This window comes from Bacillus sp. BR3(2024) (assembly GCF_039134555.1).
Taxonomy (GTDB): Bacteria; Bacillota; Bacilli; order Bacillales; family Bacillaceae_G; genus Bacillus_A; species Bacillus_A cereus.
The window spans coordinates 852,035-867,728 of sequence record NZ_CP152433.1; the positions used below are offsets into that span (position 1 = coordinate 852,035).

A 15,694-nucleotide genomic window follows, 5' to 3' on the forward strand; every position below is an offset into this window, starting at 1 on the left:
TTATATAGAAAAGAAGCTGATCTATTTATAGATCAGCTTCTTTTTATAAGATTAAACTAAGTTTAATACAGTTACTTTTTCACGTGTCATAGACTCAAGGCTCTTACGAATACCTTGTGCGCCCATACCTGAACCTTTTACACCGATGAATGGGAAGTGGTCAGGGCCGCGCTCTGTGCGTCCGTTAATTTGAACAGAACCAGTTTCGATTTTGTTAGCAATTGCAAATGCTTTGTTAATGTCTTTAGTGAAGACACTTGCTTGCAGACCGAACTCTGATTTGTTAGCAATTTCAATTGCTTGTTCATCTGAAGAAACACGGATGATTGGAAGGATTGGGCCGAATGGCTCTTCCCAAGCAACTTTCATCTCTTCTGTTACGTGATCGATTAATGTTGGGTAAATTAAGTTACGCTCACGTTTGTTACCGATAACGATTGTAGCACCTTTTTCTACAGCGTCGTCAACTAAACCTTGAACGAAGTCAGCAGACTTGTCGTCGATTAATGGAACGATTGTGCTATCTTGTTCTGGAGATCCAACTGATAGTTCAGCTACTTGCGCTTTTAATAAGCTAACAAGCTCGTCCGCTACGTTTTCGTGTACAAGTACACGTTTAATAGCTGTACAACGTTGACCAGAGTAAGAGAATGCACCGCTTACGATATGGTTTGCAGCATCTTGTAAGTCAGCATCTTCACGAACGATACCAGGATCTTTACCACCAAGTTCTAATACAAGTGGAATCATTGAAGCTTTTTTCGCTAAATGTTTACCTGTGTTTGTACCACCTGTGAACGATACCATATTGATGCCTTCGTGTTCTACTAAGTAGTCACCAATTACAGAACCGCGTCCTGTAGCTACGTTTACAAGACCTTTTGGAAGGCCAGCTTTATGAAGTGCTTCAACCATTTTAATACCACTAATTGCACCTTGAGTTGCTGGTTTGAAAATAACAGCGTTACCCATAATTAATGCTGGTGCAAGTTTTGCAGCAGATAAGTTTACTGGGTAGTTAAATGGTGCGATTGCTAATACAACACCAAGTGGTGCGCGTTGGATAATCGCAAGCTTAGATTTTGTACCGCCCGGGAAGCTATCGCCCATCATGCTTTCTCCGTGCATATGTAAAGCTTCTTCGATCGTGTAACGAATGAAGTCAGCTGTACGAACAACTTCTTTCTTCGCATCTTTATATCCTTTACTGACTTCTTTCATAATGATATCGGCAATTTCATCCTGCATATTTACGAGCTCATCAGCCCATTTATATAAGTATTTTGCGCGATCTTGTAGGGAAGCTTCAGCCCATGATTTTTGAGCTTCTTTTGCAGATGCAATTGCTTCATCTACTTCTCCGCGAGTAATTGCTTGTACTTGTCCAATTACTTCGTGTAAGTATGGAGATGGAATTTCGATTGTTTCTCCTGAAGAGCTTTCTCTCCATTCTCCGTTTAAATAAAATTTGTACGTATTGCTAGTTGTCATGATTAGTCCTCCTAAAATAGCAACTTGTAAGAGTGAGTATAAGGTGATTGTAGGGGGTTTGATAACATTTTTCAAATGAAATGTTTGTGAAAACGATTTCTTATTCTTTTTTTATTTTGTATGCCCTTTCTTACAGAACATTCCCTTATTTCAAAATGGTGTATCATATATTTTTATTTAAAGTGTGAAAAAATAATTGACAGAATACTCAATAAAGTTGTAAGATTATAAATGGAAAATAAATGAAAGGGGTGTGCGTAATGATTGTAATCGTAAATGTAATGGGCTTAGCTCTGTTAAATGGCAGAAAACATTCATATCATTACGCAACCCGTACGGATATATAGGGCATCTTTGTCTTATAAGAAGCGTACGTTGCGTATATCGTAACGTACGCTTTTTATGCATTCCTGTGCATATCGTCAAGCGGCGGTATGCTTTTTTTTGTTTATTTTCCCTTGTTTAGTTCCGATAAAAAACTTTGGAAGGTGGAAAAATGTGATGAGATTGTATGGGTTACGAAATGTAAATGTGATAGGTCTGGATAGTGGATAAAGAAATGAGAGGTAAACGAGAACGAGAAGGGAGAGGTTACATTGTTATCAGTATTACTAAAGCTAAAATGGTTTTTTAGGGAGCACTGGAAGAGATATAGTATTGCCATTGGAGCTCTTTTAATTGTGAATATAGTTGAAGTGATTCCCCCGAAAGTGTTAGGGGTTACGATAGATAACATAAAAACAGGAACGTTATCGAACGAAGCTATTATACAGTCTATTCTTATTTTAATAGGGGTTACGATCGTTGGATATGGCCTCACTTTCGTATGGCAACATCAATTGTTTGGCGGTGCATTCGTACTTGAGAAAACGATGCGCTCTAAATTTATGGGGCATTTACTTAAGATGACGCCGACTTTTTATCAAAAAAATCGTACTGGTGATTTAATGGCGAGAGCGACAAATGATTTGAAAGCAATCGCTATGACAGCTGGTTTTGGTATATTAACGCTTGTGGATTCTAGTTTATATATGCTTACGATTGTCTTTATGATGGGGTTTACAATTAGTTGGGAGCTTACATTTGCAGCGCTTATTCCGCTTCCAATTATGGCGTATGCGATGAATATATATGGAAAGAAATTGCATGAAAGATTTACAGTTGCGCAAGATGCGTTTGGTGATATGAACGATAAAGTGCTTGAATCAATCGCTGGTGTGCGCGTTATTCGTGCATACGTACAAGAGAATGCAGACGAGGAAAGATTTCATCATTTAGGAGATGACGTCTACGAAAAAAATATGAAGGTAGCAAAGATTGATGCATTATTCCAACCAACTGTGAAAATGCTTGTCGGTCTTAGTTATTTAATCGGCTTAGTGTACGGTGCATACCTTGTGTTCCAGTCAAAGGTGACCCTTGGTGAACTCGTTTCTTTTAACGTGTATTTAGGGATGATGATTTGGCCGATGTTTGCAATTGGTGAATTAATTAATGTTATGCAAAGAGGAAATGCTTCGCTTGACCGTGTGAATGAAACGTTAGCGTATGAGCCAGATGTAAAGAATCCGAAACATCCAAAGCTTGTGCAAGAGCCGGATTATATTCAGTTTGATGATGTGTCTTTCTCATATCCTTCATCAACTGAAGAAAATTTAAAAAAGGTTTCTTTCACATTAAAGCAAGGGGAAACGCTAGGGGTTGTCGGAAAAACAGGAAGCGGGAAAACGACGCTTGTACGTCAGCTTCTTCGCCAATATCCGCTTGGAGATGGAGATATTGCAGTTTCTGATGTGACATTAGATAAAATGACGAATGAAAATGTACTCGGCTGGATTGGTTATGTACCGCAGGAGCATATTTTGTTCTCAAAAACAGCGCGAGAAAATATTTTATTCGGAAATAGGGAAGCGACTGAAGAAGAATTAGAGAAAGCAATTGAAATTGCTGCGTTTAAAAAGGATTTAGAGTTTTTACCAGAAGGGTTAGAAACGCTCGTTGGAGAGAAAGGTGTTTCTTTATCAGGAGGGCAAAAACAAAGGATCTCGATTGCACGAGCTGTTATTCAAAATCCAGAAATTTTAATTTTGGATGATTCTTTATCAGCTGTAGATGCTCGTACGGAAGCAGCGATCATTGAAAATATAAGAACGGAAAGAAGCGGAAAGACGACGATTATTACGACGCATCGTTTATCTGCAGTGCAACATGCGGATTGGATTCTCGTTATGGATGAAGGTGCAGTTATAGAAGAAGGTACGCATGATCAGCTTATCCAAAAGGGAGGCTGGTATGCTGAGCAGTTTGAAAGACAACAAGGTGAAAGTGAAAGTGCGGATAGTGGGGTGAAAATATGAGCGTTTCAAAACGGTTGTTTCAATACGCGATGAAAGTGAAGGGGACGATTTTTGCTGCGATGTTAATGTTATTTATTTTCGTCATCGCAGAGCTTGCTGGTCCTTTCGTCGCTAAAACGATGATTGACGATCATATCGTCGGGATAGAGAAACCTTGGTATGAAACAGAACAGAGTGAAGATGCTGTTTCGTATAATGGGGCTTTTTATAAGCGAAGTGATCGCTTTGAACAAGGCGAGAAAAAAGGAAAAGAAGTACGCGTAATGCAAGTCGGTTTTCAATATTATTTTGTACCGAATAAAGTAAATGCGGAAGGGTCACGGACTGTAAAAGGGGATATGATTACCGTTCAAAATGGTAAGGCGGTGCAAGTGTATAAAGCGAAAGCATTAACGAAAGAAGAAGTGTTTGCGTTTTATAAACCAGAAATAAACCGTCTATTATTACTTGGTGGTGGCTATTTCGCTTTATTAGTAGTCGTGTCATTATTTGCATACGGAAAGCAGTTCTTCTTGCAGAAGGCAGCGAACAAAATTATTCAAATTATGAGGGAAGATGTTTTTTCTCATATTCAAACGTTGCCAATTCGGTACTTTGATCATTTACCGGCGGGGAAAATTGTTTCGCGTGTGACGAATGATACAGAGGCCATTCGTGATTTATATGTAACGGTGCTGGCAACATTCGTTTCTAGTATCATCTATATTATTGGGATATTCGCTGCGTTATTTTTATTAGATGTGAAGCTCGCTTCATTATGTTTATTAATTATCCCAATTTTAATTGTTTGGGCGATTCTTTATAGAAAATACGCGTCTGTATACAATCATAAAATGCGCTCTCGCTTATCTGATATTAACGGAACAGTGAATGAATCCATTCAAGGGATGCCAATTATTCAAGCGTTCCGTCAAGAGCGTGAAACGAAAAAAGAATTTGAAGAATTAAATGGCGATTATTTTAAGTATCAAAATAAAATTTTAAATTTAAATGCAGCAACTTCGCATAACTTAGTAGCCGTATTAAGAAATATCGCTTTCACAGGAGTAATTTGGTATTTCGGCGGTGCGTCATTAAGTGCTACAGGTATTATTTCACTTGGGGTACTGTATGCGTTCGTCGATTATTTAACACGATTATTCTCGCCAATTACGAATATGGTGAACCAGCTTGCAAACTTAGAGCAAGCGCGCGTTGCATCAGAACGTGTCTTTGAATTGTTAGAGGAAAAAGGGGAACCGGTAGAAGAAGAACGTATGCCTCGTTTAAAAGGAAATGTAAAATTTGAAAATGTATCATTTTCTTATAATGGAAAAGATGAAGTGTTAAAAAATATTTCTTTTGAAGCGAAACAAGGCGAGACAGTGGCACTTGTCGGTCATACTGGATCAGGAAAAAGTTCTATCATGAATGTACTCTTTCAATTTTATGAGTTTGAAAAAGGAAAGCTTACGATTGATGGTCACGATGTAAAAGAGATGCCGAAACAAGCAACCCGTGAACATATGGGAATCGTACTGCAAGACCCGTTTCTTTTTAGCGGGACGGTCGCTTCCAATGTAAGCTTAGAAAATGAAAAAATTTCAAAAGAGCGCATTGTAAAGGCGTTACGTGATGTTGGTGCTGAAAGATTTGCGAACAATATAAATGAAGAAATTACAGAAAAGGGAAGTACGCTTTCCACTGGAGAACGTCAACTTATTTCATTTGCTAGGGCGCTTGCTTTTGATCCAGCTATCTTAATTTTAGATGAAGCAACGTCTAGTATTGATACAGAAACAGAGGCGATGATTCAACAAGCACTAGAAGTTGTAAAAAAAGGAAGAACGACATTTATTATCGCTCACCGCCTTTCAACGATTAAAAGCGCAGATCAAATTATTGTGCTCGATAGAGGAACCATTTTAGAAAAAGGCTCTCATGATGAACTCATGAAAAAGCGGGGGCGTTATTACGATATGTATAAAACGCAAATGGAAGGCAATCAGAGTGCTTAATATGCATGGAGGAGAACTTGTGATTTTCACAAGTTCTTTTTTATTGATGAACATGTCGACTCTTTAGCGAATTACGACAGTTAAATAAGAAGTATTGTTTTACCTTTTTCTCCATAAATGCTATATTAAAAAATGTTACTTATTTTTTGTATGTAGCGTTATTTTTCCCTTTTGTTTGATTATGAAGAAAAAGGATAAACTAAATAAGAACATTTTCATTGAAAAATTGTTCAAGATTGCATACAATCAATATAGTTTTTAAATTCCTATCAGAATACTTGGAGGATTACTATCATGAAGAAATTATTTTCAGTGCTTGCAGTAACTACATTAGCGATCGGGATTGTAGCCGGCTGCGGTAAAGAAGAGAAAAAAGATACAGCTAGTCAAGACGCGTTACAAAAGATTAAACAAAGCGGTGAACTTGTAATTGGTACAGAAGGTACATATCCACCATTTACGTTCCACGATTCAAGCAATAAATTAACTGGATTCGATGTTGAATTAGCAGAAGAAGTTGCAAAACGTTTAGGTGTAAAACCTGTATTTAAAGAAACACAATGGGATAGCTTACTTGCTGGCCTAGATGCAAAACGTTTCGATATGGTTGCAAACGAAGTTGGTATTCGTGAAGATCGTCAAAAGAAATACGATTTCTCTAAACCATACATTTCATCTTCAGCGGCATTAGTTATCGCAAAAGATAAAGATAAGCCTGCTACATTTGCTGATGTAAAAGGGTTAAAAGGAGCACAATCTTTAACGAGTAACTATGCAGATATTGCTAAGAAAAACGGTGCGGAAATTATTGGTGTAGAAGGATTTAGCCAAGCGGCAGAATTATTAGCTTCAGGACGCGTTGATTTTACAATTAATGATAAGTTATCAGTATTAAATTATTTAGAAACGAAAAAAGATGCAAAAATTAAAATTGTAGATACAGAAAAAGAAGCTTCAGAAAGTGGATTCTTATTCCGTAAAGGTAGCGATAAGCTTGTACAAGAAGTAGATAAAGCGTTAGAAGATATGAAAAAAGACGGTACGTATGACAAAATAACGAAAAAATGGTTCGGTGAAAATGTATCTAAGTAGTGCATTAGTTTCAGATCGATTGTCTACTTGGATAGATATTATGCAGACTTCCTTCATGCCTATGCTGAAGGAAGCTGTTTTTACAACAATTCCATTAACGCTTATTACATTTATTATCGGTCTTATACTTGCGACGTTAACAGCGCTCGCACGTATTTCAGGTAGTCGTATTTTACAATGGATTGCTCGTATCTATGTATCTATCATTCGCGGAACGCCACTTCTTGTACAGTTATTTATTATTTTCTATGGTCTTCCAACTCTTAATATTGAAGTTGAGCCATATACAGCAGCAGTTGTTGGATTTTCATTAAATGTCGGTGCATATGCATCTGAAATTATTCGTGCTTCTATCCTTTCCATTCCGAAAGGGCAGTGGGAAGCAGCTTATACAATTGGGATGACATATCCACAAGCATTAAAACGTGTTATTTTACCACAAGCAACGCGCGTATCAATCCCGCCGCTTTCGAATACATTTATTAGCTTAGTGAAGGATACTTCATTAGCATCGTTAATTTTAGTAACAGAAATGTTCCGAAAAGCGCAGGAAATTGCGGCGATGAACTACGAGTTTTTAATTGTTTATTTTGAAGCAGGTCTTATTTATTGGGTTATTTGTTTCTTATTATCAATCGTACAACAGATGTTAGAAAAGCGTTCAGAACGCTACACATTAAAATAATCCTTTTACAAAAGGAGTTTTTGTTTTTATGATTTCAATTCAGCACTTACAAAAAAGTTTCGGAGATAATACCGTACTAAAGCATATAGATTTAACAGTTGAGAAGGGCGAGGTTGTTGTTATTATTGGGCCGTCTGGATCTGGTAAAACGACATTCTTACGTTGTCTCAATGTATTAGAAACGCCAAACGCTGGTAATATTCGTATCGGTAATAAAGAGCTTAACTTCTCTCAAAAAGTAACGAAGAAAGATATTGTTAATCTTCGTACGCAAACAGGTATGGTATTCCAGCACCATAATTTATTCCCGCATTTAACAGCACTTCAAAATGTAATGGAAGGGCTCGTTACAGTGAAAAAGATGGGGAAAGAAGAAGCGAAGAAAAAAGCAAACTATTTCCTTGAAAAAGTTGGTTTAGCAGATAAAGTGGATTTATATCCGTTCCAATTATCAGGCGGACAACAACAGCGCGTTGGAATTGCGCGCGCACTTGCGATGGAGCCGGAAGTGTTACTATTTGATGAGCCGACGTCAGCGCTTGATCCTGAACTCGTTCAAGAAGTTCTGAAAGTAATGAAAGAACTTGCTAAAGAAGGCATGACGATGGTTATTGTAACGCACGAAATGCGTTTTGCACATCAAATTGCGAACCGTGTTATTTTCATGGATGGTGGTGTCGTTGTCGAACAAGGTACACCAGAAGAAGTATTTACAAATCCAAAAGAAGAACGCACGAAGAAGTTTTTACAAATGTTGCAATAAATTAAGGAAGGTCTCAAGGCATATGCCTTGAGACCTTTTTGCCATATATATTTATTTGTGGAATCCGCCAAGGCTTTGCTCAGCCATTGCAACTAGACGTTTTGTGATTTCTCCACCAACTGAACCGTTAGCGCGAGCCGTAGAATCTGCTCCTAATTGTACACCAAATTCTTGAGCGATTTCGTACTTCATTTGATCGATTGCAGCTGTTGCACCTGGTACTACTAATTGATTTGAAGAATTTTGGTTTGCCATAGGAATATATCCTCCTTAGAGTTATAAAAGTTTTTTTGGTTGGACTAGCTGGAGTTGAACCAGATTATCGCCCCGGTTGGCGCTAATCCATCGGTAATTAAGTTTGTACTCATAGTATGGATGTTACCTAGAAAGATATACAAAATAATAATTTGTAAATTTTGTCAAAAAAACGTATTGGTTTCGTAAATTATGAAATAAGAGTAATCGTTGTATTTTTAAGAAAACAGGCCAAACTAAGGGTGATATTAAATATAATTTTTTCATTGTAGCTTGCTACTTGTAGGCTAATTATTAGCTTCTTATTTATGATTTATTGAAATAAAAATGAAATCGGTAGCAACTTCATAGTTCTATTTTTAAGTAGGGATGGAGTGGGCGCTCCTATGTCTGGATAGGTTGCTCTCTTCACTCTAAAAAAGAGAGGCTTATAAACGATAACGTATGGAGGAATCATGATGGGAATTTGCCCGCTTTGCAACGCATTAGAATCACAAACATATTCTTGTCAAAATTGCCAAAGTATACTCCAAGATTATGGGAAGTCTGTAGATTATATAGACGATTATAGTGCCTATATGGATCAAGAATTATTAAGTGCAGTAGATGGTTTAACGCATAATAATTCAAATGAATATTGCAATCATATTTTTTATTGCGGAGTATGTAACGTGGAAACTGAGGTTGTAGTAAAACTTGTGTAAATAGAAAACTTCCACCTTATTATCTAGGTGGAAGTTTTTGTTTTTGTATTTGTGAGTGAATCATAGGAGAAGGGATATGTTCGGTGTTTGATGAAGCCCCTGATTTTATTTGAGACATTTTTTCTTTTGTATCACGTAAAGAATGTTCAGTTAAGTAGACGGCATATTCGTAAAATAATTGGCGCGTCAGTTCACTTTGCTCTTTTAATTTTTTATCTTGGAATACAGTTCGCCCAGGTTTAGAGTTGGCTTCAAAGAGCCACGGATTTTCCTTTGTGTCTAAACCGATATCAAAACCGATTTCTCCAATATTTCCAGTTACTTGTTCATCGAGCGCGTAACTTATTTGTAAGGCAGTATGTTTTAATTTATTTTCAATTTGAACTTGTTTCGTTGAATCTGGAAAAAGCTCTTGTAATAATTTTGTATCACCGCCACTATTTACGTGCGTTGTTAAACTGCCTTTGCCGGCGATTTTGGCGACGATTGCACTAACTATCCAATTACCGAAATGGTTTTTATTTGTATGAATGCGGAAATCAACAGGTTGCCCATCGAAGCGAAGTAACGAAATACCTTGCTGTACGATAAACTTTTTTAAATCATGCCCTTTTAATACGTGGTTTAGAAGCGTTTCTAATGATTGATACTTTCTCAGTTTATTTTCTTCATTTTCGCGATAACGACAGTAGTAGCAATTCTCTGTTTGAGAATAAAATATTTGATGAATATTTCTACCAAAGCTCCCGTGTATTGGTTTCATGTACACTGATTTATATGTGCCAAGAAACCGTTCTACTTGTTCAAAATGCTGAAATGCTTCTGTATTTGGTAATAAGGTTTTAATTGATTCGTCTTTCATAAGAAGTTGATGAACTTCCCATTTATTGAAAAAACCTGGGTTAAACCATGGAATGGAGTAGTCATGTTCTAACTTTCTTTTTGCTCTGACGATTGGTTTATAATTTTCCGCTTGTCGATTCGGTAATCTATCGTAAATGACATTTGGTAAAGGGACTTTTTTCTTTACCCATTGTTTCTCTTGAAAGAAATATCCTTCAATCGTTTCTTCTTCCCAGTGTATATGTTGAACGCCAAAGACGAATACGAACGGTCGTAATGAGAATGGTGGTGTTAACAACTCACTCAGAGCAATTGAACGATTTCCTAAAGGGTTAGAAGAATCATCATTAAAGCCAGTTGTAAAAATGCCGATTAATGGTCCGAAAATAATTGTTTGGTTTTGTGTAAATGCATGAATAGTAGTTGATTGAGGCAGTAAAAGTTTTTCGGCAATATGCTTTCCGATAATAATTTCGCGAGTAAAGGAATAATGAATTTTCACCTCTTCACTTGCAATATGACGTATGCCGAAGGAGAGAGATGTAATAGGCGGTGTAATAGAAAAAACGTAAGGTAAAGTAATGCTATTTGGATGGTCATCTGAAATATTTAATGTATATATATGCTCTTTCAAAATAGGTTTACCTCCTTTCATTATGGTGTAAAGCGACTGAATTTAAGTGGTCCGTGAAATATCTTTTCAGCTAATGAATCACTATGACGAATGTATTGTTCGTAAGGAGGGATCGTGTTGACATACATAAGCCAAATTGCGCCTTTTTGATCCATAATTGTGGAAAGTTCTAGTTCGAATAATGAAGAATAAGACTGATCTAGTGTTTGGAATACTTCATTTATAATGTCGTGTAAAGCGTCTTGCAATAGTTGCACACCTGTACTAGATAGTACGTATTTAATTTTTGAAAATGAATGCAATGAATCATCGTCTGTTGCTGAAGGTAAAAGCTGATTAGGAAATGAACTTTTTTGTATAAATTGACCTATAACATTCCAAGTTTGTTCTTTGTTTTTTTGCAAAATAGTTCGAATGTGGAGTGGGTATGTTAATTGATTTGGTGGTTGTAGCATGGTATGCACTATGTAGCGTGATGAACGTATGTTAGATTTACACCAAGATATAAATTCATCTGTCCGCTTGATTGGAAGAGAAGTATGGTATTTTTCATTTACTGTATCGATATGAAACGTTTTATTTTTGTAAGCGACTCGATATAAGTTATCTTTAGAATGTATATTAGTGGGGCGTATAATAATATCTTTAGATTTTAACAACAGTTTGAAAATGTTTTGTATCGTTGCCATTTCAAATTTAGGTATATAAGGAGACAGTTTTTTATTAGTAAGAAATAAATCATGTAGTTCACTTAAGTTAATAAGTGTGTTATTTAAAAAGGTAGTGGAAGGACGGTTGTGCAAAGAGTGAATAATTGATTTTGCTTTTTCAAAGTCTGTTTCCTCGTGAAAAGAATAACGATCATATATATAAGAAGGAATAGGGAATGTTTGCTCTTTCCATTTTCCTGTATCTGTATCGTAAATAAGACCAGAAACAAGGTCTGTTTTAGAATCAATACAAAATGGCGTAAACTGGGCAACGACATTATGATAAAGCCGAGCGCGTTTAGCGATTTCGGTGTAATACGTTTGCTCATAATGAAGTTTAGAAGTTAAAAGGCCGAGAACCAACGAAATCACTCCTTTACTACTATTTGCATAATAGGCGAAGCTATATATTGCAAATACGTTTTTATACCATTATACTTTTGTCCGTATGATGATATGCTATAGTTTTGGAGAAGTGAAAGGTTGATTGTAATGAATATATGGTTAAATATATTAACGACGACAGGACTCGGAGCAATTATTGGGGGATACACGAATCATTTAGCGATAAAAATGTTATTTCGTCCTCATCGTCCTATTTATATCGGAAAGTTTCAAGTTCCATTTACACCAGGGTTAATTCCGAAGCGTCGTGATGAACTTGCTGTTCAATTAGGAAAAATGGTTGTAGAACATTTGTTAACACCAGAAGGAATCGGAAAAAAGCTAACAAATGAAGAGTTTCAAAAAGGTTTAATCCACTGGGCGCAAGTGGAAGTGGATAAAGGAATTACGAATGAACAATCACTGCGATATATGTTAGAAAAATGGAATGTAGCGCATGTAGAAGAAGAAGCGACTCGAAAAATCGAATATGTGATTACAGAAAAAATTCATGCATTTTTAGCAGAGTATTATACATATACATGGGAACAGGCTTTACCTCATTCTGTACATGAAAAGATAGAGAATGCGATTCCGAATGCCTCGGCGTTTATTTTAGAGCGAGGAATTAGCTTTTTTGAAAGTGAAGAAGGGAAAGCGCGTCTTTCAAAAATGATTGATGATTTCTTTGCTTCTCGTGGAACGCTACTTAACTTAGTTGGGATGTTTTTAGGAAATGTAAGTGTTGTGGATCGTGTGCAGCCAGAAGTTATTAAGTTTTTAGGGCAAGATGCTACAAAGCAGCTTTTAACTGACGTACTACAAAAAGAGTGGGAAAAGTTAAAAGGAAGAGATGTAAAAGAATTGGAAGCATTTGTAGAGAAAGAAATGATTGTAAGCTCCGTGCTGTCAGCAGTTAGAGTAGAGGAAACAGTGAGTAAGTTTTTAAATCAATCTGTTCAGCAAGTATGTGAACCAGTTCGAGAAACAATTATTGAAAAAGTGGTTCCAAGTGCAGTAGCGAAAGGCTTAAAGTGGGGAACAGAAAATGTAGAGAGTATACTAAATAATCTACACCTTGCGGAAATTGTCCAGCAAGAAGTGTCTACATTCTCAACAGAAAGATTAGAAGACTTAGTTCTGTCTATTACGAAAAACGAATTGAAAATGATTACGTATTTAGGAGCGTTATTAGGCGGAATGATCGGGCTCGTACAAGGATTGTTACTATTGTTTCTTAGATAATAAGGTGAGTACATAGAAATAAAAGTGAAATTTCTTCACATCTCTTGCATAGTTTGATATGGTAAGAAGAGGTGCGTATGTAAATGCACGTAAAAGGCAGTGCGAGTGAAAAGCGCTAGCCTTCTAAAGGAGGAAAAATAAAATGACAAAGAACATTCATGATGTTGCATATGAATTACAAAAAGCAATCGCTGAAAACGAAGACTTCAAAACTTTAAAAGAGAGCTACGCAGCAGTTCAAGCTGACACAGCTTCAAAGAACTTATTCGATGAGTTCCGTACAATGCAACTTAGCCTACAACAGAAAATGATGCAAGGCCAAGAAATCACTGAAGAAGACAACCAACAAGCACAAGAAGTTGTAGCTCGCATTCAACAAGATGCTAAAATTACAAAATTAATGGAAACTGAGCAACGCCTAAACGTTGTAATCGGTGACGTTAACAAAATTATCATGAAGCCACTTGAAGAATTATATAGCGCGCAACAACAAGCGTAATAGTGGAAGACGCTCCTAGTTTAGGAGTGTCTTTTTTGTTTAGGGAATTTAATAGTTATACCACAAAAACTCCCTTTCAAAATAGCCATTTCTTATTGGTTATTTTGAAAGGGATATGTAACACATCTGTTAATTTTTTTTATTGCTGTTAATTGAAGTTTTAATATTTTTTTCGTTCAAAAACGTTTCAATCTCTTTTTGTTTCCTCCCATTTATTTTCTCAAGGCGTTTTGTAAAAGAAAAATTGGCTTTGAATAAGTTACCATCTTGGGTGAGTTTGTCTAATTCTTGATCTAGCTCTACGAAAATATCCGTAGATGATGACATAAATGCATAGATTTCTTTTGAAGGTTTTTTATAATCAGTAGGTAAATTATTATTACTAATAAACTCATGGAAATTCATATCGTTTTGTTTCGCTAAATCAATTAGTTTTTGTAATTTTTCTCGGTCAGATTCCGTGAAATTCTTATCAGAATTTGTTGAAGCGAGAGGGATAATATTTTCAGATAACTCCCAACTATAATCTATATAATTTTTTATATTTTGTTTCATTTCGTCTTCATTAATAGTTTCGTTTTTCTTTGAGGAACTAAATATATTTTCTGGAACTTTAATAGCAACATCTTTAATAGATTGTACATCGTTTTCTTCCTTAGGTTGTGCACTGTTTGAACAAGCTGATAGAAATAAAAGAGTAAGTAGCATGAGTGAATATAAAGTATATTTCTTCATTTTAATCTCCTTTTACATTCATTAGTGTCTTTGTAAAATAGCAATATTCCATTTCAAATACTTTACTAAAAGTGCATATAGATGTTTTACCATTTGATAAGATATGACGGATATGAGTAAACCGACGCAAAAAGCTATAAATACATTATAAACATCGGAATAACTGATTTGATGAAACCCTTTAAAGAATCCTAATCCTATTAATAAGATAGGTGAAATAATTAATAATGGTGTAGCAATTATAAGTGCCAGAAGAAGTGGTAATAGAAAGAGTAATACGAAAAAAGCGATAATGATACATATAAAGTTTAAAACACTTAAGCTCATAACAGAAAACAGTGCTGTTATAATATTTTTTAGGCTGCGCCTATTGTCAGCGTTACTTATTACATATGAAATATTAAGTTCTTTAGCGATAGTTTTAGGGTTTCCTAGCTTTTTAGAAATTTCCTCTTCAGATATTCCATCTTGTTTACCACTAATAAAATGAGTTTCGTACTCCGAGATAATATCCTCCTTTTCTAAATTAGGCATATTCCGTAGGGAAGAACTAAGTTGCTCTAAAAATTCACTTTTGTTCATAACAATCACTTTCCTTTATAAAATGATGAATTATGGCTGAAAATTCTATCTTTTTTCTAAACAGCACACACAATCTATATCTACTTTTTGAAAGGAGATATACTAATCGTGAATAACATTCCAAATAATGGTTATTCCATTATTTACAAATATATCACTTGCTATTATTCTTTGCAAGGTACTATAAATTTGTTAATAATGTGAATAGGTGGAAGTATTTTTGTACATTTTTAGAAGAGATATAAAAATGTTATTTTAAGATAAACAAAAGGTTGTAAGCGCATTCTTTAAATCTTGTCAAAATAATGTCGAATTCATATTGTTGGAAAAATAATGCATTTGTAATATAATGATAAATGATACTTCACCACATTAATTAACTAGGTGAAATTAAAATCTTTATTACACACATTATGAAATAAAGGGTAACTAACTGTTACGATTTATTTAACCAATTATAACGAAAGTTAATTAAATATATCAGTAAGCCCTGCTAGTCAAGTAATTGGCTAGTAGTGAGGGTTAACTGCGGGCAATCCCTAAAGCTGATTGAACTACAACGTGGCTAGAAATAGCGAGCGTGAATGTCGCGAAAGCAGAAAAAATCAATCAGATGATGCAAGGTTAAATCCTAAACATTAGAACAATGGGTCTTCCGCCTCGAATCATCTAAGTCAAAATGGATAGGATGAACGTTCAACGACTATCTCGTATAACT

At 35.7% G+C, this 15,694-nt stretch carries 13 protein-coding genes and 1 pseudogene; 8 read left to right on the top strand and 6 right to left on the bottom strand.

Going from position 1 to position 15,694, the window contains the following annotated elements:
• Positions 1–51: 51 nt before the first annotated feature.
• Positions 52–1,491, bottom strand: a complete 1,440-nt coding sequence (gene gapN / locus V7S45_RS04440) for an NADP-dependent glyceraldehyde-3-phosphate dehydrogenase (protein ID WP_342761671.1) — start codon at positions 1,489–1,491, stop codon at positions 52–54.
• A 596-nt stretch (positions 1,492–2,087) separates the two neighbouring features.
• On the opposite strand from gapN, the gene V7S45_RS04445 reads away from it, so the two are divergent.
• The 5 genes from V7S45_RS04445 (at position 2,088) to V7S45_RS04465 (ending at position 8,385) form a co-directional block, all read left to right on the top strand.
• Positions 2,088–3,848 (top strand): ABC transporter transmembrane domain-containing protein, encoded by a 1,761-nt coding sequence (locus V7S45_RS04445; RefSeq protein ID WP_000953783.1) that lies wholly within the window; start codon positions 2,088–2,090, stop codon positions 3,846–3,848.
• Positions 3,845–5,845 (top strand): ABC transporter ATP-binding protein, encoded by a 2,001-nt coding sequence (locus tag V7S45_RS04450; RefSeq protein ID WP_000116642.1) that lies wholly within the window; start codon positions 3,845–3,847, stop codon positions 5,843–5,845. Before V7S45_RS04445 ends, V7S45_RS04450 begins: the two co-directional genes overlap by 4 nt.
• 294 nt (positions 5,846–6,139) lie before the next feature.
• Positions 6,140–6,937, top strand: coding sequence for an amino acid ABC transporter substrate-binding protein (locus tag V7S45_RS04455; RefSeq protein WP_025687295.1), 798 nt, complete (start codon positions 6,140–6,142; stop codon positions 6,935–6,937).
• Positions 6,924–7,622 (top strand): amino acid ABC transporter permease, encoded by a 699-nt coding sequence (locus V7S45_RS04460; RefSeq protein WP_000281501.1) that lies wholly within the window; start codon positions 6,924–6,926, stop codon positions 7,620–7,622. Before V7S45_RS04455 ends, V7S45_RS04460 begins: the two co-directional genes overlap by 14 nt.
• Positions 7,623–7,650: 28 nt before the next feature.
• Positions 7,651–8,385, top strand: coding sequence for an amino acid ABC transporter ATP-binding protein (locus V7S45_RS04465; protein ID WP_000623610.1), 735 nt, complete (start codon positions 7,651–7,653; stop codon positions 8,383–8,385).
• A gap of 51 nt (positions 8,386–8,436) precedes the next feature.
• Here V7S45_RS04465 and sasP read toward each other — a convergent pair whose 3' ends face one another.
• Positions 8,437–8,640, bottom strand: a complete 204-nt coding sequence (gene sasP / locus V7S45_RS04470) for a small acid-soluble spore protein, SasP family (RefSeq protein WP_000013338.1) — start codon at positions 8,638–8,640, stop codon at positions 8,437–8,439.
• Positions 8,641–9,098: 458 nt separating this feature from the next.
• On the opposite strand from sasP, the gene V7S45_RS04475 reads away from it, so the two are divergent.
• The gene (locus V7S45_RS04475; protein ID WP_000510474.1) at positions 9,099–9,344 is read left to right on the top strand and encodes a hypothetical protein; all 246 of its coding nucleotides are present in this window, start codon (positions 9,099–9,101) and stop codon (positions 9,342–9,344) included.
• A gap of 19 nt (positions 9,345–9,363) precedes the next feature.
• On the opposite strand, the gene V7S45_RS04480 is transcribed toward V7S45_RS04475, so the two are convergent.
• Both V7S45_RS04480 and V7S45_RS04485 read right to left on the bottom strand, forming a co-directional pair.
• The gene (locus tag V7S45_RS04480; protein ID WP_342761672.1) at positions 9,364–10,821 is read right to left on the bottom strand and encodes a YheC/YheD family protein; all 1,458 of its coding nucleotides are present in this window, start codon (positions 10,819–10,821) and stop codon (positions 9,364–9,366) included.
• A gap of 20 nt (positions 10,822–10,841) precedes the next feature.
• Positions 10,842–11,894 (bottom strand): YheC/YheD family protein, encoded by a 1,053-nt coding sequence (locus V7S45_RS04485; protein WP_025687293.1) that lies wholly within the window; start codon positions 11,892–11,894, stop codon positions 10,842–10,844.
• Between the two features lie 129 nt (positions 11,895–12,023).
• Between V7S45_RS04485 and V7S45_RS04490 the strand changes: the two genes are divergently transcribed.
• Together V7S45_RS04490 and V7S45_RS04495 are read left to right on the top strand one after the other, a co-directional pair.
• A complete protein-coding gene (locus V7S45_RS04490; protein WP_342761673.1) occupies positions 12,024–13,160 on the top strand; it encodes a DUF445 family protein in 1,137 nt (378 codons plus the stop codon).
• 142 nt (positions 13,161–13,302) lie between these two features.
• Positions 13,303–13,659, top strand: a complete 357-nt coding sequence (locus V7S45_RS04495) for a YlbF/YmcA family competence regulator (protein ID WP_000164614.1) — start codon at positions 13,303–13,305, stop codon at positions 13,657–13,659.
• A 92-nt stretch (positions 13,660–13,751) separates the two neighbouring features.
• Here V7S45_RS04495 and V7S45_RS04500 read toward each other — a convergent pair.
• Both V7S45_RS04500 and V7S45_RS04505 read right to left on the bottom strand, forming a co-directional pair.
• A pseudogene (locus V7S45_RS04500) lies at positions 13,752–14,394 on the bottom strand (NDxxF motif lipoprotein).
• Between the two features lie 21 nt (positions 14,395–14,415).
• Positions 14,416–14,976: a DUF1700 domain-containing protein gene (locus V7S45_RS04505; RefSeq protein WP_001042966.1), complete on the bottom strand. Its 561-nt coding sequence runs from the start codon at positions 14,974–14,976 to the stop codon at positions 14,416–14,418.
• Between the last annotated feature and the right edge of the window lie 718 nt (positions 14,977–15,694).